A 17,324-nucleotide genomic window follows, 5' to 3' on the forward strand; every position below is an offset into this window, starting at 1 on the left:
TCATGTCCATGCCCCTCAATCTTAACGCGCTGACGGCGGCGGCCAGCAAAGCGGTGCCGCGCGTGCTGGTCACCGTCGCGCAGGTCGCCGGCTCCGCGCCTCGCGAACCGGGCGCCAAGATGCTGATCACCCAGTATCATGCCTTCGATACAATCGGCGGCGGCCACCTCGAAATGGTCGCCACCGACATCGCCCGCGAGATGCTGTCGATGCCGCCCGGCGAGCTGCGTGCCGAGCGACGGCTGGAGCGCTTCCCGCTCGGTCCCAGCCTGGGCCAGTGCTGTGGTGGCGTAGTCCATCTGGCGTTCGAGCGCATCATGCCGGAAGCCGGCGAACATTTCGGATCGCTGGCCCGCCGCTGGCGCGAAAGCCTGGACAGCTGGCGCCTGGTGCCGCTGGACTGCGTGGAACCGGCCAGCATCTATGACGCGACGGGCGCACACCTGAGCGGCCCCGGTCCCGCCACATTGCCCCGGCCCGGCCCCGGCATTGAATGCAAAGTGCGCATCGACGATCACGGCAAGCGCTGGTTGATCGACTCCTGTCTGCCCTATCGTCAGCGCCTGTACCTGTTCGGCGCCGGCCACGTGGGCGCGGCCATCGTGCGCGCGCTGGCGGAGCTGCCATGCCAGGTGGTGTGGATCGACGAGCGCGACGACATGTTCCCCTCCGTCCTGCCGGCCAACGTCCGCGTCGAAGCGACCGACACGCCGGAAGCGGTGGTGGAGGAAGCACCGCCCGGCGCCTCCTTCCTGGTGCTGACGCACAGCCACGCGCTGGACCAGCAGCTGTCCGAACACATACTGCGCCGCACCGACTTCACCTGGTTCGGTCTGATCGGCTCGAAGACCAAGCGCGTCTCCTTCGAACGCCGCCTGCTGGAGCGCGGCATTCCGGCCGCGCGCATGGCGGACATGACGTGCCCTATCGGCCTGCCCGGCATCCACGACAAGGCGCCGGCGGTGATCGCCATCTCGGTCGCGGCCCAGCTGATGCAGGTCTGGGAAGCCGCCGCGCTCTCCGCTCCAGCGGAAAACGGTGCTAAAATGAGCGCATCCGCACCTGCCGTCTTATCGGAACCGCAAACCGTATGTATCAATTGATGTCCTTCCAACTGCCTGCAAGCCGGGCGTTCTCACTCTCCGGCAGCGCCGGGGCGGGAGCGCGCTATCGTCATCTAGAGCGCGCACCTCACTAATCTAGCCACCGCGCTAGCAGTAACCCCAAACGCATAGACCGGTGTGGCGCCAAGCGCCCGCCTTCATCGCCGACGACCATGTCAGTCGCGCCGCATCACCGCGCGCGTCAACTGGCGTCCGCACTACGGAACAAGGAATCAATATCATGGCAAGCATCATCACTCCGAGCGGCACTTTCCAGGCATACCGCGCCAGCCTCCTGCACTTCAGCGACGACCCGGCCTTCGCCACCAACGCCTGCTCCTGGCACGAGGACGGCCTGTTGATCGTCAACGACGGCAAGGTTCACCTGGCCGGCGATTTCAGCCAGCTGATTGCCTTCCTGCCGCAAGGCACGCCACTGCACGACTATCGCGGCAAGATCATCATGCCGGGCTTTATCGACACGCACGTCCACTATCCGCAGACCGACATGATCGCCTCGCCGGCGCCCGGCCTGCTGCCTTGGCTGGAGAAGTACACCTTCCCCACCGAGCGGAAATTCGCCGATCCCGAACACGCGGCCAACGTCGCCAGCTTCTTCCTCGACGAGCTGACGCGATGCGGCACCACCACCGCCATGGTCTACTGCACCGTGCATCCGCAATCGGTGGACGCCTTCTTCACCGAAAGCGAAAAGCGCAACCTGCGCATGGTCGCCGGCAAAGTGCTGATGGACCGTAACTGCCCCGACTTCCTGCAAGACACGGCCGAAAGCGGCGCGCGCGAGAGCGAAGCGTTGATCAAAAAGTGGCACAAGCGCGGACGCCAGCTGTACGCCATCACTCCGCGCTTCGCACCCACCTCCACCGAAGCCCAGCTGGAACTGGCCGGCGCGCTGGCCAAGGCCTACCCGGACACCTTCCTGCAAACCCACGTCGCGGAAAACACCGACGAAGTGGCGTGGGTCAAATCCCTGTTCCCGCGTGCGCGCAGCTACATGGACGTCTACGACCATTTCGGCATGATGCGTCCACGCTCGATGTACGCGCACTGCATCTGGCTGGACGACACCGACCGCGCCCGCATGGGCGAAACGCAATCCGCCATTTCCATCTGCCCCACTTCCAACCTGTTCCTGGGCAGCGGCCTGTTTGACTTCGAACGCGCCGACGCGAAGCGGGTCCCGCTCTCGCTGGCGACCGACGTTGGCGGTGGCACCTCGTTCTCGATGCTGCAAACGATGAACGAAGCCTACAAGGTGGCGCGCATGGGCGGCACCTATCTGCAGGCGATGCGCATGTTCTACCTGGCCACGCTGGGCGGCGCCCGCGCCATGCAGCTGGAAGGCACGATCGGCAACTTCGTGCCTGGCGCGGAGGCGGACTTCATTATCCTCGATCCCAAAGCCACGCCATTGCTGGCCCGCCGCACGGAGCGCACCGACTCGGTCGAAGAACTGCTGTTCGCCATCGCCATGCTGGGTGACGACCGCGCGATCTCCGCCACCTACGCCGCCGGCAAAGCGGTCCACCAGCGCCACGGCTAAGCAATCCCGCACCGGCTGCGCTCCGAATTCGGTTACGATACGTGGAGCGCAGTCGGCGCTGATTTGTTTACCGAATTATGAAACGAAGATCTCTACTAGGCGTGGCCCTGGCGCTCAGTTGCGGTGCCGGGCTGGCGCAGACCGGGCCAGCCAAGCAGCTGCATGTCGTCACCACGCATCTGCCACCGCTGGTTTTCGAAAACGACAACAAGCGCCCCGGCGCCCTGCGTGAGCTGCTCAATGAGTTGTGCAAGCGCACGCGGATGGAACTCAAGCTGGAGTTCGTGCCTTGGAAGCGAGCGCTGTTCCTCGCGACCTCGATGCCGGCGACGGCGATTTTTCCCGTCACACGGCTGAAGGAACGCGAATCACGCTTCCGCTGGCTGGCGCCTTTGTACGAAGAACACTACATGTTCCTCGCGCCGCGCGGCGGGACGTTCGACCTCCAGCATCTGGACGACATGAAGTCCCGCCGCATCGCGCTGCTGCGAGGCGCGGCGCAGACGGCGATACTTCAGGAACTGGGTTACCGGAATATCGTCGAGGGGAATTCGATCGAAGAGATCCACCGCTATCTGCTGGAGGACATGGCCGATGCGGCCTTCGGCGAACGGAATATCATCCAGAGTTCGCTGAAGAGCCGCTCCGCCCAGCGCGCCTTCCAGGTCAGCGCCCCGGTCCGCACCACCACCGCATGGCTGGCCGGCTCGCTGGACTTCGACGAAGCCACGGTCCTGGAGTTCCAGCGCGCGAAGGCGGCCATGGATGCCGACGGAACCACACACCGCATCCTGGCCAGGTACAAGCTGGCTTAAATACTGCCCAAGCCCGATAAGGTGCGCTGCACGGCGACATCGAGCGGCGTGCGCGGTTCGGCGCCGAGCATCCGCACCAGACGCTTGTTCGACATCTGGACCGGCTGCTGCCACAGGTAGCGCATCTCACGCAGTTCGCGGAACACCGTGACAAACGGCGACGCCAGCGCCAGCAACCACCATGGGAAGGCGCTTGCCTTCAACTCCGGCTTGCGCGCGGCACGGGCGATTGCCGCCACCATTTGCGTGCCATCGGCATCCCAGTGGCCTTCCATCTGGAACCGGGCGAAAGTCGCCAGCCGATCTTCCTTCTCGACCAGCTGCACCATCGTCTCGGCGACGTCCGGCAGGTAGGCCCATTGGTGGCCGACGCCCGCGCTGCCCGGATAGCTGATGGCCGTCAGCGGCTTGCCCGGCTTGACCAGACCTTGCGCGAACCAGCTGTTACCGGCCTTGGGGCCGAAGAAGTCGCCGGCCCGCACGATCAGCGTCCTTACGCCGTCGGCTGCGGCGGCCTGCAAGCGCGCTTCCATCTCGACGCGGATCGCGCCTTTGCGGGTGACCGGCCGTTGCGGCGACTCCTCATCCAGGATCGGGAACGCATCGGGGCCGTAGTTGTACACGGTACCGGGCAGCAGGATGCGTGCGCCGCTGGCGCGGGCTGCGGCGATGGTGTTGTCTATCATCGGCAGCACCAGCGCGCCCCAGTTGCGGTAGCCGGGCGGGTTGACGGCGTGGACGATCAGCTGGACGCCATGCGCGGCGTTGACCACCTCGTCGCGATTCATCGCGTCGCCCGCCAGCCATTGGATGCCGTCGTTCGGCTTGGCGGCACGCTCCGGCGCTCGGTGCAGCGCCTTGACGTTCCACCCGCGTGCCACCAGCAACCGCGCCACTTCGCCGCCGATTCCACCCGTTGCGCCCAGTACCAATGCTGTCTTTTTCATGTTTATCTCCGTTTGGTGAGTTGATGGAGTCAGTGTCGCGCAAACCGGGCTAAAAGAAAATTGGCGAAAACAGCATAGCCGCTATACAATTTCGTATGACCATGAACGAACCAAACTGGGACCTGTACCGCTCCTTCCTTTCCGTGCTGACGGAAGGCTCGCTGTCCGGTGCTGCCCGCGCCCTGGGCCTGACGCAGCCGACGGTCGGCCGTCATATCGACGCGTTGGAGCAATCGCTCGCGCTGTCGCTGTTCACGCGCTCGCAATCGGGCTTCATCCCGACCGATGCCGCATATGCGCTGCAGTCGTATGCGGAGACGCTGGCGGCCACCTCCTCGGCGCTGCTACGCGCCGCTTCGGGCTTGGGGCATGGAGAGATCAAGGGGACGGTCAGGGTCACGGCAAGTGAAACCATCAGCGTGGAGGTGCTGCCGCCGATCCTGGCGCGGCTCACGCGCGCGCATCCCGGCATCACCATCGAGCTGGCGACCTCCAACCGCATTGAGAACCTGCTGCGGCGCGACGCCGACATCGCCGTCCGCATGACGCGGCCGGAGCAGGACGTGCTGGTGGCGCGCCGCATCGGCAATATCGATCTGGGGTTCCACGCCAGGCGCGACTACCTGAAGCGCCGGGGAACGCCGAACACGTGGGACGACATGGCCGGTCACGCCCTCATCGGCATCGACCGCGAGACGGCCTTCACCCGTAGCCTGCAACATCTGCTGGGTAACCTGCAAAACCGCTCCTACGCGCTGCGCAGCGACAGCGACCTGGTTCACCTGGCCTCGATCCGCGCCGGGCTGGGGATAGGAATCTGCCAGGTAGGCCTGGCGCAGCGCGACGCGCGGCTGGTGCGCGTACTGCCCGATCTGTTGACCATACCATTGGACACCTGGCTGGCCATGCACGAAAACCTGCGCAGCAACCCCGCCTGTGCCGCCACCTTCGCCGCCCTAGCCGATGGTTTGACCGAATACGTCAACGGCGCCGGATCAACCAGATCGCAAGGATGAACGGCAGCGTGAAACAATGGATGCCGGTGGCGCCCAAGCCAACAGATAGCATGATACTCAATGCGGCGCATGCGAGGCGCGAAGGCCAGCGGCATTCGCGGGCGCCGACGGCCAGCATCACCAGTGTGCTGTTGATGCCCGCTCCGATCGACTGGATTTCGATGCCTGCGCCAGGCCACAACTGATTCGCCAACGTAATCGCCAGCCACGAAAACAGCGCGCCTGACAATCCCCACATCGCCTGATGCCAATGGCGTCGGGCCAACGCGGCCCATAGCAGCATGCCGAGTGGCGCACCGCCGATGAAGGCTGCCTGCCCCATCGAGCAGAAAAGATAGCTGGCGACCGTCGTGCCGCACCCGCCAGGCGCCGGCACCGATTCCTGCAGGCCGATACTGTGTGCGACCGCACCGGCCAGCCACATCACCACCACAAATGGAAGCGTCAGCGGGGGAATGCGGGCGCGTTCGGTGGCATAAGTGAGGGCCGCCGTCAATGCTCCAGCGCCAGCGACCATGAGCAGCAGCGGGCCGTCCAACTGGTAGATGGCGCACAGGCCCACGCCCGCCAACGCGCCATTAAAACCGTATAAACCGTTATGCCGGCGCTCCTCCTCAAGGTTGAACGCCCATGCCGCAAGCGACGCGCAGGCGACGCCCAGCACGCATCCGAGTGCCAGCGGCGGCCCGCTGAGGAACAGGCAAAGCAGCAGCACCGCGCCGAACATCGGCGAGTCCTGGAGATATATCTGGCCAACCGCCGTCAACTGGCGTTGCAGCACCACCGGCACCGCAACGCGAGACGCCGACGATAGAATCACGCCGCCGCCGGCTCGTCGGTCGGCCAGATCTGGGCGATGCGCAGCAGGTTGGTGCTGCCCGGCTGCCCGAACGGCACGCCCGCCGTGATCGCGATCTGGTCGCCCGGCCGGCCGAAGCCTTCCCGCAACGCGGCCTGGCAAGCGGCAGCCACCATGCGGTCAACGTTGCGCACGTCCGCGCTCACGGTCGAATGCACGCCCCACGCCAACGCCAGACGGCGCGCCGTCGACAGGTTCGGCGTGATGCTCAGGATCGGCGCCGTCGGCCGTTCGCGCGCCGCGCGCAGGCTGGTGTGGCCGGAACTGGTGTATGTCACCGTCGCCACCGCGCCGACGATCTGCGTCACGTCGCGCAGCGCGGAGCAGATCGCGTCGCCGCTGTTCGGCATCGGCGCCTGATTCTGGGCGTCGATCATCTGGCGGTACAGCGGATCCTTCTCCACTTCGCAGATGATGCGGTTCATCATGGACACCGCCTCTGTCGGATAAGCGCCGCTGGCCGATTCCGCCGACAGCATCACCGCATCGGCGCCGTCGTAGATCGCGCTGGCCACATCGGAGGCTTCCGCCCGCGTCGGCACCGGCGCCGAGATCATCGACTCCAGCATCTGCGTGGCGATGACGATAGGCTTGCCCTGCAGGCGGCAAGCGCGCAGGATGCGTTTCTGCACGCCGGGCACCCGCTCCGGCGGCACCTCCACGCCCAGATCCCCGCGTGCCACCATGATCGCATCCGATACCGCGACGATGGCGTCCAACGCATCCAGCGCCGCCGGTTTCTCCAGCTTTGCAAGCAGCGCCGCGCGCGTGCCGACGATGGCGCGGGCTTGCACCAGATCCTCCGGCCGCTGCACGAACGACAGAGCGATCCAGTCCGCGCCCATCTCCAGCGCAAATTCCAGGTCACGCAGATCCTTCTCCGTCAGCGCCGGGATAGGCAGCACCACGTCCGGCACGTTGACGCCCTTGCGGTCCGACAGCACGCCGCCGTTGACGACGCGAGTCCGTATCACGCGCCCCTCGTTGGCGACCACCGCCAGCCGCAGCTTGCCGTCGTCCAGCAGCAGGGACTGGCCGGCATCGATCACTTCGAACAGTTCCGGATGCGGCAGACAGACGCGCTGCGCATTGCCCGGTGACGTATCGCGGTCCAATGCGAACTCCTGTCCGGCGACCAGCGTCACCTTCCCTTCCGCGAACTGGCCCACACGCAGCTTGGGCCCCTGCAAATCGGCCAGGATGGCGATCGGCCGGCCCGCGCCGCGTTCGATCTCGCGCACGATATTGCAGCGCGCCTGGTGGTCCTGATGCGTGCCGTGGCTGAAGTTAAAGCGGAATACATCGGCGCCCGCTTCGAATAATGCCTGGATGGCTTCCTTGCTGCTGCTGGCCGGGCCGAGCGTGGCCACGATTTTGGCCTGACGTTGACGTCGCATTGGGTGTTCCTTTTTTACAGAATTAAGACGGCGCGGAAGTCGTTGACGTTGGTGCGGGTCGGGCCGCTGACCACCAGATCGTTCAACGCGCTGAAATACCCATAGCCGTCGTTGTTTTCCAAGAGCGTCTTGGCCCGCAGCTTTTGCGTCAGGCCGCGCTCCAGCGAGTCCGGGCCGTACAATGCTCCGGCGTTGTCCTCGGAGCCGTCGATGCCGTCGGTGTCGCAGGCCACGGCGTGGATGCCGGGATGGCCGTCCAGCGCCACCGCAAGGCTGAGCAGGAATTCCGCATTCCGTCCGCCGCGCCCCGAGCCGCGCACCGTCACCGTGGTCTCGCCGCCGGAAATGATGACGCAAGGCCGCTGGAACGGCTGCCCGCGCGTCGCCACCTGCCGCGCCATCGCCGCGTGGACGATGGCGACATCGCGAGATTCGCCCTCAATGCCATCGGACAGGATGTAAGGCGTGATGCCCACAGCATGGGCATGTGCCGCAGCCGCCTCCAACGCGTCCTGCGCGATGGCGATGACATGATGGCTGTTGCGCGCGAAGCGAGGATCGCCCGGCTTCGGCGTCTCGCCCGCACCGGATTCGAGATGTTCCCGGATGCTGTCCGGGATGGCGATGCCGTACTTGCGCAGCACCGCCAACGCATCGGCGCAGGTGGTCGGGTCGGGCAGCGTCGGGCCGCTGGCGATGATGCCGGGATCATCGCCCGGCACGTCGGAGATCAGCAACGTCACCACCCGTGCCGGCGCGCAGGCCAGCGCCAGCCTGCCGCCCTTGATGGCGGACAGGTGCTTGCGCACACAGTTCATCTCGGAGATGGCGGCGCCGCTCTTCAGCAATGCCTTGTTCAGCGCCTGCTTCTGCTCCAGCGTGATCCCGGGCGCCGGCAACGCCAGCAGCGACGAGCCGCCGCCGGAGATCAGGCAGAGCACCAGGTCGTTCTCGCTCAGGCCCTGGACCATCTCCATCATGCGGCCGGCGGCGGCGCGCCCTGCCTCGTCCGGCACCGGATGCGCGGCCTCGATCACTTCGATGCGCTCGCAGTCCACGCCATGCTCGTAGCGCGTGACGACCAGCCCGGAAATATCACCCTTCCAGTGACGCTCGACCGCGCGCGCCATGGCGGCGGCGCCCTTGCCCGCGCCGATCACCAGCGTGCGGCCGTTCTTCGGCGGTTCCGGCAGGTAGGCCGGCAGGCACTTCTCCGCGCTGACAGCGTCCACCGCGCTGCCGTAAAGATCGAGCAGGAATTGGCGTGGATTCAGGGTAGTCATTACGCCTCGGCGATCTGGTGGTTGGACATCAGTTCGATCGCGCGGCACAACGCCGAGTGATCCATGCCGCCCAGGCCATTGGCCGCGCAGGCATTCATCAGCTCCTGCGCCATCGCGGTATTCGGCAGCGACACCCCCATCGCCTTGGCGCCTTGCAGCGCCAGGTTCAGGTCCTTCTGGTGCAGCTCGATGCGGAAGCCCGGATTGAAGGTGCGCTTGACCATACGTTCGCCGTGCACCTCCAGGATGCGCGAGTTGGCGAAGCCGCCCATCAGCGCGGAGCGCACCTTGGCCGGGTCGGCGCCGGCCTTGGACGCGAACAGCAGCGCCTCGGCCACTGCCTGGATGTTCAGCGCGACGATGATCTGGTTGGCGACCTTGGTGGTCTGGCCGTCGCCGTTGCCGCCGACCAGCGTGATGTTCTTGCCCATCAGTTCAAACAGCGGCTTGACGATGTCGAACGCCGCCTCCGAGCCGCCGACCATGATCGTCAGCGAACCGGCCTTGGCGCCGACTTCGCCGCCGGAGACCGGGGCATCCAGGTATTCGCAGCCCAACGCATTGATCTTCTTGGCGAACTTCTTGGTCTCGATGGGTGAGATCGAGCTCATGTCGACCACGATGGTGTTCGGGCGCAGGCCCTTGGCCACGCCCTCTTCCCCGAACAGCGCCGCTTCGACGTGCGGCGTATCCGGCACCATGACGATGATGATGTCGGCGCGCGCGGCCACTTCGGCGGCCGAGGTGCAGACCGTGGCGCCGGCTTCGATCAGCGGAAATGGCGGGTTCTTGATGTCGTGCAGGTACAGTTTGTGGCCGCCGTTCAGCAGGTGCTGCGCCATCGGTGCGCCCATGATACCCAGACCAATAAATCCAACTCGAGACATGATATTTTCCTTAAAAAGTATGTGATTTAAACGCCATGCGAGGCGCGCCAGCCCAGGCCCGCTTCCGTGGTGGTGCGCGGCTTGTATTCGCAACCGATCCAGCCTTGGTAGCCGGCAGCGTCCAGCTGCTCGAACAGGTAGCGGTAATTGATTTCTCCGGTACCCGGCTCGTTGCGGCCGGGGTTATCCGCCAGCTGCACGTGGCCGATCAGCGGCAGGTGCTTCTTGATGGTGTTGGTCAGCTCACCTTCCATGCGCTGCATGTGATAGATGTCGTACTGGATGAACAGGTTGTCCGAGCCAGTGGCCGCGATCAGCGATGCCGCCTGCGCCGTATTGGTCAGGAAGAAGCCAGGGATGTCGTAGCTGTTGATCGGTTCAATCAACAGGCGGATGCCCTCATCCTTCAGCGCCTCGGCGGCGAAGCGCAGGTTGTCCACCAGCGTGACCTGCGCGTCCTGCCGCGTCACACCCTGGGGCAGGATGCCGACCAGGCAGTTCACCTGCTTCACGCCCAGCTCCTTGGCGTAGGCGATGGCGGTCCACACACCATCGCGGAATTCGGCCACGCGGTCCGGGTGGCAAGCGATGCCGCGCTCACCGGCCTCCCAGTGGCCCGCCGGCAGGTTGTGAAGCACCAGTTCCAGCTTGTTGGCCTTCAGGCGCTCGGACAGGTCGCGGGCGCTGTACGCATACGGGAACAGGAACTCCACGGCTTGGAAGCCGGCGCGGGCCGCCGCTTCGAAGCGGTCGATAAAGGGCACCTCGGTGAACAGCATCGTGAGGTTGGCTGCAAGTTTGGTCATATCGTTTTCCTCTCAGTCCAGCAGGGAGATCGCGGTCGGCGCGTCGGATCCGCGCAGCGCCAGCTCTTCGAACTCGTTGATCTTGTCGATGTCGGTACCCATGGCGATGTTGGTCACACGCTCCAGAATCACCTCCACCACCACCGGCACCTTGAACTCCTCCATCCACTTGTTGGCCTGTTCGAAGGCGGCCGGCAGCTCGTCCGCATTGGTGACGCGGATGGCTTTGCAGCCCAGGCCCTCCACCACGGCAATGTGGTCGACGCCGTAGCCGTTCAGTTCCGGCGCGTTGATGTTCTCGAACGACAGCTGCACGCAGAAGTCCATGTCGAAGCCGCGCTGCGACTGGCGGATCAGGCCGAGGTAGGAGTTGTTGACCACCACATGCAGGTACGGCAGCTTGAATTGCGCGCCCACCGCCAGCTCTTCGATCATGAACTGGAAGTCGTAGTCGCCCGAAATGGCGACCACCTTGCGCTGCGGGTCGGCCGCGGCCACGCCCAACGCGGCGGAGATGGTCCAGCCCAGCGGGCCGGCCTGGCCGCAGTTGATCCAGTGGCGGGCGTTATACACATGCAGGAACTGCGCGGCGGCGATCTGCGACAGGCCGATGGTGCTGACGTAACAGGTGTCGCGGCCGAAGGCCTTGTTCATCTCCTCGTACACCCGTTGCGGCTTGACCGGCACTTGTTCGAAGTGGGTCTTGCGCTGCATGGTGCGCTTGCGTTCATTGCATTGCGCCACCCACGCCGAACGGTCTTTAAGCTTGCCGGCCGCCTTCCATTCGGTCGCCACTTCGATCATCAGCTTTAGCGCGGCGCCGGCGTCGGAGACGATGCCGAAGTCCGGACCGAACACGCGGCCGATCTGGGTGGGCTCGATGTCGATGTGGACGAACTTGCGGTCCTTGGTGTACACCTCGATAGTGCCGGTGTGGCGGTTGGCCCAGCGGTTGCCGATGCCGAACACGAAGTCGGATGCAAGCAGCGTCGCGTTGCCGTAGCGGTGGCTGGTCTGCAGACCGACCATGCCAACCATCAGTTTATGGTCGTCGGGGATCGCGCCCCATGCCATCAGGGTCGGGATCACCGGTACGCCGGTCAATTCCGCGAACTGCACCAGCAGATCGGATGCATCGGCGTTGATGACGCCACCGCCGGCGGTGATCAGCGGGCATTCCGCGTCGTTCAACATCGTCAGCGCTTTTTCGATCTGGGCGCGGGTGGCTTTCGGCTTGTAGGCTTCCAGCGGCTGGTAGGTGTCCGGGTCGAACTCGATTTCGGCCATCTGCACGTCGAACGGCAGGTCCACCAACACCGGGCCGGGACGGCCGGAACGCATGATGTGGAAGGCCTGCTGGAACACCATCGGCACCAGCGCCGGTTCGCGCACGGTGACGGCCCACTTGGTCACCGGCTTGGCGATGGACTCGATATCGACCGCCTGGAAGTCCTCCTTGTACAGGCGGGCGCGCGGCGCCTGGCCGGTAATGCAGAGGATAGGTATGGAATCCGCCTGGGCCGAATACAGGCCGGTGATCATGTCGGTGCCGGCCGGGCCGGAGGTGCCGATGCACACGCCGATGTTGCCGGCCTTGGCGCGGGTGTAGCCCTCGGCCATGTGCGACGCGCCCTCGACGTGACGCGCCAGGATGTGCTTAGCGCTCCCCTGCTTCTTCAACGCCGCATAAAACGGGTTGATCGCGGCGCCCGGAACTCCGAACACCTGATTCACGCCCTCTTTTTCCAAAACGATTGCTGCCGCCTGCGCTGCTGTCATCCGTGCCATGCTTGTCCCCTGATGGTTAAGTACTGAACTTGATGGGATCATCGTAGCGGGAAAGGCGGGCCGTGATAAGAAGACAAACTCTCGCTTTATTCGATACTCAAAATATGGAATAAGTGTGGAATAATCGAGCCATGGACAAATTGACGCAAATCGAGGCCTTCGTCGACGTGGCCGAAAAGGGCAGCCTGGTACGCGCGGCGATGGGCCAGCACATCACGCCGGTGATGCTGGGCCGGCGCATCGACGCGCTGGAGAAGCGCCTGGGGGTGAAGCTGATGCACCGCACCACACGCCACCTGACGCTCACCGAGCAAGGCACGCTGTACCTGGACCATTGCCGCAAATTGCTCGCGGACCTGGGTCATGCGGACCGCATGGTGTCCGAGGGGCGGCACCGCGCCACGGGCCACCTGATCGTCTCGGCGCCGGCAGCCTTCGGCCGCAAGCACGTGGCGCCCCATGCGGCGGGCTTCGTGCGCGCCCATCCCGACGTGCAGATCTCCTTCAACCTGACCGACCGCGTGGTGGACCTGGTGCGGGATGGCTACGACGTCGGCATCCGCATCGGCGGCGTAATCGATCCGAGCTTCGTCGCCGTCAAGCTGGCGAGCAACCGGCGCGTGGTGTGCGGCACGCCGGAGTACTTCGACCGCCACGGCATTCCACGCACGCTGGACGACCTGGCGCAGCACAACTGCCTGGCCTTCAACCTGCAGGGCGGGCAGCAGCGCGGCTGGTACTTCCAGGATCACGGCAAGCAGGTGACGGTACGGGCGGACGGGAACCTGAACTGCAACGACGGCGAACTGCTGCACCGCTGGGCCACCGAGGGCCTGGGTCTGGCGTGGCGTTCATCGTGGGAGATCCAGTCGCAGCTGGCCTCCGGCGAGTTGATCACGGTGCTGGACGATTACGCGCTGCCGCAGTACGACATCGTGGCTGTCTATCCGCAGCAGCGGCACTTGCCGGCCAAGGTGCGCTTCTTCATCGACATGCTGAAGGAGATTTACGCCCGGCCGGACTACTGGCTTACGAACTGACTTCGCCGCCGGCGGCGGGAGCCAGCCTAGCGCACCGAGGCGAGATGCCGCTGACGGCGCATCTCGTCCTGCATCTGCATGGTTTGATAGGCCGCCAGCAGCGTGCCCGCGTCCAGGCTCGCGCTCTTGCGCACCAGGGGATGCGGCAGGTCGGCCCAGGCGCTGCGCGGCAGCGGCGCGAGAGCCGCTGTCACTTCTGCCCTCACGCGTTCCAGGTCGTCGACGGCCCTGGGTGCGGCGCCGCCGCTGTTGATCGCAATGCCCGCCGCGCCGTCATCGCTGACACTCGGCCGGCTGCCTTGCGGACAATCGGCGTCGGTCAACAACACCCGGCCGTCGGCCGAAACGCAGCGATTGACACCGGCGCTGGCGCACACCGCGCCGGCGGCCAAGCCGACACATAACAATAATTGAGACACCCTGAGCGCGGCATTCATGATCAATATTCCTTTATAAAGTAGATTGATCTTCTCGCAATCCCGGCTATCTTTCTGTGCGGGCTCGCACGCATCCGTTGCGTCCTCTTGGATGCGTTGATTTTTAAGCTAAGGTACAATAATCGGCATGAAAGCGATCCTACTTATCCCCGCCCTCACCCTCTCCCTGGTCCACGGCTACGCCGCCGCGGAATCCATCCTTGGCCACGACTGGAACAACTCCGCGGAGTTGGGCGCCATCTCCACCTCAGGCAACACGGTCGGCACTTCGGTCACCGGCAAGCTGGATGCCAAGCAGGAGCTGCCCGACTGGAGCAACGAGTATGTCCTGGCCGGGTACTTCAAGGACGAACAGGTCACCAAAGCCGATGGCGAAAAAGTGCGCGAGCGTTCCGCCCAGCGCTATTCGTTCTCCGCCAAAGCCGCCTACAAGCTGCTGCAGGACCACGACAAATTGTTCGCGCTGGCCACCCACGTCAACGACAAATTCGGCGCGTACACACGCTACTCCACGGTGGGTGTCGGTTACGGCACCGAGACCTACAAGACACCGGATCACAGCATGGACGTGGAAATTGGCCCGGGCTATTTCAATGGCGTCCGTTCGACCGGTGAAATGGAAAGCGGCATGACCGTGCGCGGCGCGGCCAACCTGAAATGGAAGCTGAGCGACACCGCCCTGTTCAGCCAGAACCTGAGCGTCGAACGCGGCACCTCGAACATGCACTCGCTGGCCGAGACGGCGCTGCGCACCAAAATCAACAGCACCATGCAGATGAAGGCCGCATTCAGCGTCCGCAACGACACCAATGTGCCGGAAGATAAAAAGAACACCGACACCCAAACCTCGGTGACGCTGGTCTACTCGTTCTAAAAGCGCTACATGCCCTTGAACCGGTGCTGGAAGCGCTGGCTCACGGGCAGCTTGTCCTGATGGCCGCGCAGGCTTAGCCACAAGGCGCCGTCGGCGTCGCGGCTGACGGCTGCGATGCGCTTCACCGCCACCACATACCCCCGGTGGATCTGCCAGAACCCCGCGTCTTCCAGTTCGGCCGCCAGTTCCTTCAGCGGAGTGCGGATATGGGCCTCGGCCTGCTGCGGCGTCACCACTCGCGTGTATTTGAACTCCGAACAAAAGTAAATCACCTCGCTCAAATCGATGAAGTGGATTGAATTGCCGACAGTCGCCTGCAGCCATGACGGCGCCGCAGGCTTTGGCGACAGCTGCTGCATCAGGCGCGCCAGGTCCGGCGGCGGCGTGCCAAGGCGCGCGCGTACTCGCTCGATGGCCCGCACCAGGCGCACGGGATCGGTGGGTTTGAGCACGTAATCGATCGCGCCTTCGTCGAACGCCGCCAGCGCATGTTCCTGGTAGGCCGTGACGAACACCACGTGCGTACGGGCGCCGAAGGTGCGCGCCACTTCCAGGCCGCTCAGGCCCGGCATGCGGATATCGAGGAAGGCGACGTCCGGTTCCAGCGCCCGTGCCAGGCGCAGCGCCTCGTAGCCATCCGCCGCCTCGGCCACCAGTTCGGCCTCCGGCCACAACGCCGCCAGCGACTGGCGCAGTTCCGCGCGCAGCAAAGGCTCGTCGTCCGCGATCAGTATGCGTGGACGATGTGTCATGCGGCCCCCATTGGTAGTGTGATCACAGCCTCGGTCCAGCCGTCCGCCGCCACTTGCAGGCGAAATGCCGCTACGCTCCCGTGCAGGACCGCCAGCCGCTCACGCAGGTTGCGCAGGCCGACGCCGCTGCCCAGCACCGTCTTGCTGGGCCCTGCGCCGTTGTCACGCACTGTGACCATCAACGCATCGTCCCGACGGCGCACCAGCATGTGCACCGTCACGTTGCCGGGATGTGGCTCAACACCGTGCTGCACGGCGTTCTCCACCAGCGGCATCAGCATCAGCGGCGGCAACTCCACCGCGCCCAACTCGGCCGGGCAGTCGATGTCGAATTGCAGGCGGTCGCCGAAGCGTATGCCCATCAGCGCCAGATAGTGGCCCGCCAGTTCGCACTCCCGCCCAAGGCTGGACATTGGGCTGCGCAGGTCCGGCAGCGCCGTGTGCAGATAGCCGATCAGGTGGTCGAGCATCGCCACCGCCCGCTCGGGATCGTGGCGTGCCAGATAACGCGTATTGGCCAGCGTGTTGTACAAAAAGTGCGGTTCAATCTGCGCCTGCAGGGCCTTCAAGTCGGCGGACAATGCGGCCTGCGTCAGGCGCGCCATCTGCAGCGCGCGCGATTGCTGCTGCGCGATCCATAGCCGGGGTGCCAGCAACAGCAACGCCAGTGCGGCCACTGCAAGCTGCACCTGCAGGTCGTTATGCGTGACTACCCCTGCACGCCCCAGGCCGAAGTGATACAGCGCCCCGGCCAACCAACTGAACATGCCGATGCACAGCAGCAGGGCCGGCCAGAGGAAGCGCCATTCACGCAGCCGTGCGATACGAGGCAATAGCGCCAGCATGCACTCGCCGCTGGCGCCCACCGGCAACAGCATGGCGCCGAACAGCGCGAGCAAGGTGTAGGCTCGCAGCGCCAGGCACACGGCGGCAAAGCCGGCCACCAGCGCCGCGCTGAGCACCTTTTGCGACGTGGTGCTCGCCGCCGCTTCGGTCAACGCGGCGTAGCCGCCGTCAACTGCAGCGTTCATAAGGTCGGCGACTCCGGCAGCTTGTTGCGCTGAAAGGAGTCGACCGGCACGTCCTTGCCCACCACCTCGAACGAAAGCTCGTCTATCCAGACCTGGCCGGTGCCGGCGTTGATCACGCCGAAATTAATGGTGGTCGCCTCCTCCGGCACATCCAGCGTCACGCTGCGGGTCTGCCAATCCGAGGTGCCGGTGATCGGCTTGTCCTGGCTGTTGTAGAAGGCCAGGTTGGCAGGTGTCGGCCCACTGACCCGCATCCACAGGCCCGCCCAGGCACTCACGTCGCGCGACTTCACACGTGCCTGGAATCGCACGCGCTGGCCCAGATAGCGCTGTGCCGACACGGCCTGTGACAGCGTCGTAAAGCTCTTGCCCTCGCCCTGGACGTAGCGCAGGAACTTGGAGCCCTTGCCGCTGGTGGTTTCCACACTGTCTACCCCTGCCTGATAGGACGACGGCGTTCCCCCGCCGACATACCAGGGAGCGGGCAGCTTGCCGGTCGATTCGGCCGCGACCACCCACAGCGAAGTGGCGGCAAGTGCGGTGGCGATTACGTGCATTGGTTTCATATTTTTCCTTAGTCATGTCCATGACGGAATGTCATGGACACACTTTGCCCGACGATGCGGCGGCGCGGGTGGCCATGCGACCGGCGCGGCCCCTGCCGGATAAGCGCGGCCAGTCCGCGATAAGCGCCCGCGATTAATCCGATGCCAAGATTGGGTTTA

17 protein-coding genes are annotated in these 17,324 nt (G+C 65.0%); 6 read left to right on the forward strand and 11 right to left on the reverse strand.

Annotated elements, in window-relative coordinates; all coding sequences use genetic code 11:
* Positions 1-2: 2 nt before the first annotated feature.
* From xdhC to HUX88_RS18130, 3 genes are all read left to right on the forward strand, one after another.
* Entirely contained in the window at positions 3-1,103 is a 1,101-nt protein-coding gene (gene xdhC, locus HUX88_RS18120; protein WP_176362676.1) for a xanthine dehydrogenase accessory protein XdhC, read from the forward strand.
* A gap of 241 nt (positions 1,104-1,344) precedes the next feature.
* Complete coding sequence (guaD, locus tag HUX88_RS18125; protein ID WP_176362677.1) at positions 1,345-2,667, forward strand: guanine deaminase; 1,323 nt, start codon at positions 1,345-1,347, stop codon at positions 2,665-2,667.
* Positions 2,668-2,744: 77 nt separating this feature from the next.
* A complete protein-coding gene (locus tag HUX88_RS18130; RefSeq protein ID WP_229219409.1) occupies positions 2,745-3,482 on the forward strand; it encodes an ABC transporter substrate-binding protein in 738 nt (245 codons plus the stop codon).
* Here HUX88_RS18130 and HUX88_RS18135 read toward each other — a convergent pair.
* The gene (locus HUX88_RS18135; RefSeq protein ID WP_117015051.1) at positions 3,479-4,429 is read right to left on the reverse strand and encodes an NAD-dependent epimerase/dehydratase family protein; all 951 of its coding nucleotides are present in this window, start codon (positions 4,427-4,429) and stop codon (positions 3,479-3,481) included. The two genes, HUX88_RS18130 and HUX88_RS18135, sit on opposite strands and share 4 nt — an antisense overlap.
* A gap of 95 nt (positions 4,430-4,524) precedes the next feature.
* Here HUX88_RS18135 and HUX88_RS18140 point away from each other — a divergent pair, with 95 nt between their 5' ends.
* Positions 4,525-5,445, forward strand: coding sequence for a LysR family transcriptional regulator (locus tag HUX88_RS18140; protein ID WP_176362678.1), 921 nt, complete (start codon positions 4,525-4,527; stop codon positions 5,443-5,445).
* On the opposite strand, the gene HUX88_RS18145 is transcribed toward HUX88_RS18140, so the two are convergent.
* The 6 genes from HUX88_RS18145 to gcl are packed head-to-tail and all read right to left on the reverse strand — an operon-like array spanning position 5,411 to position 12,465.
* On the reverse strand, positions 5,411-6,265 hold the full coding sequence (locus HUX88_RS18145; RefSeq protein WP_176362679.1) for an urea transporter: 855 nt from the start codon (positions 6,263-6,265) through the stop codon (positions 5,411-5,413). The two genes, HUX88_RS18140 and HUX88_RS18145, sit on opposite strands and share 35 nt — an antisense overlap.
* Positions 6,262-7,701, reverse strand: a complete 1,440-nt coding sequence (gene pyk, locus HUX88_RS18150) for a pyruvate kinase (RefSeq protein WP_176362680.1) — start codon at positions 7,699-7,701, stop codon at positions 6,262-6,264. Before pyk ends, HUX88_RS18145 begins: the two co-directional genes overlap by 4 nt.
* 14 nt (positions 7,702-7,715) lie before the next feature.
* Complete coding sequence (locus tag HUX88_RS18155; protein ID WP_176362681.1) at positions 7,716-8,984, reverse strand: glycerate kinase; 1,269 nt, start codon at positions 8,982-8,984, stop codon at positions 7,716-7,718.
* A complete protein-coding gene (locus HUX88_RS18160; RefSeq protein WP_117015046.1) occupies positions 8,984-9,871 on the reverse strand; it encodes a 2-hydroxy-3-oxopropionate reductase in 888 nt (295 codons plus the stop codon). Before HUX88_RS18160 ends, HUX88_RS18155 begins: the two co-directional genes overlap by 1 nt.
* A gap of 26 nt (positions 9,872-9,897) precedes the next feature.
* Positions 9,898-10,677 (reverse strand): hydroxypyruvate isomerase, encoded by a 780-nt coding sequence (hyi, locus tag HUX88_RS18165; protein ID WP_161088654.1) that lies wholly within the window; start codon positions 10,675-10,677, stop codon positions 9,898-9,900.
* 12 nt (positions 10,678-10,689) lie between these two features.
* Positions 10,690-12,465 carry a glyoxylate carboligase gene (gene gcl, locus HUX88_RS18170; RefSeq protein WP_117015044.1) on the reverse strand — a complete coding sequence of 592 codons (1,776 nt, stop codon included), beginning with the start codon at positions 12,463-12,465 and terminating at the stop codon, positions 10,690-10,692.
* 131 nt (positions 12,466-12,596) lie between these two features.
* Here gcl and HUX88_RS18175 point away from each other — a divergent pair, with 131 nt between their 5' ends.
* Complete coding sequence (locus HUX88_RS18175; RefSeq protein WP_117015043.1) at positions 12,597-13,505, forward strand: LysR family transcriptional regulator; 909 nt, start codon at positions 12,597-12,599, stop codon at positions 13,503-13,505.
* Between the two features lie 26 nt (positions 13,506-13,531).
* Here the strand turns inward: HUX88_RS18175 and HUX88_RS18180 are convergent, their stop codons facing one another.
* Positions 13,532-13,942: a hypothetical protein gene (locus HUX88_RS18180; RefSeq protein ID WP_176362682.1), complete on the reverse strand. Its 411-nt coding sequence runs from the start codon at positions 13,940-13,942 to the stop codon at positions 13,532-13,534.
* Positions 13,943-14,069: 127 nt separating this feature from the next.
* On the opposite strand from HUX88_RS18180, the gene HUX88_RS18185 reads away from it, so the two are divergent.
* Positions 14,070-14,816, forward strand: a complete 747-nt coding sequence (locus HUX88_RS18185; protein ID WP_176362683.1) for a YdiY family protein — start codon at positions 14,070-14,072, stop codon at positions 14,814-14,816.
* 5 nt (positions 14,817-14,821) lie between these two features.
* Here HUX88_RS18185 and HUX88_RS18190 read toward each other — a convergent pair whose 3' ends face one another.
* The 3 genes from HUX88_RS18190 to HUX88_RS18200 are packed head-to-tail and all read right to left on the reverse strand — an operon-like array spanning position 14,822 to position 17,165.
* Positions 14,822-15,568: a LytTR family DNA-binding domain-containing protein gene (locus tag HUX88_RS18190; protein ID WP_117015040.1), complete on the reverse strand. Its 747-nt coding sequence runs from the start codon at positions 15,566-15,568 to the stop codon at positions 14,822-14,824.
* Entirely contained in the window at positions 15,565-16,599 is a 1,035-nt protein-coding gene (locus HUX88_RS18195) for a sensor histidine kinase (RefSeq protein WP_176362684.1), read from the reverse strand. Before HUX88_RS18195 ends, HUX88_RS18190 begins: the two co-directional genes overlap by 4 nt.
* Entirely contained in the window at positions 16,596-17,165 is a 570-nt protein-coding gene (locus HUX88_RS18200; RefSeq protein WP_176362685.1) for a transcriptional regulator, read from the reverse strand. The genes HUX88_RS18195 and HUX88_RS18200 overlap by 4 nt, the downstream gene beginning before the upstream one ends.
* Positions 17,166-17,324: the final 159 nt, after the last annotated feature.

The organism is Duganella sp. BJB1802 (genome assembly GCF_013369445.1).
Lineage (GTDB): Bacteria > Pseudomonadota > Gammaproteobacteria > Burkholderiales > Burkholderiaceae_D > Rugamonas > Rugamonas vulcania_A.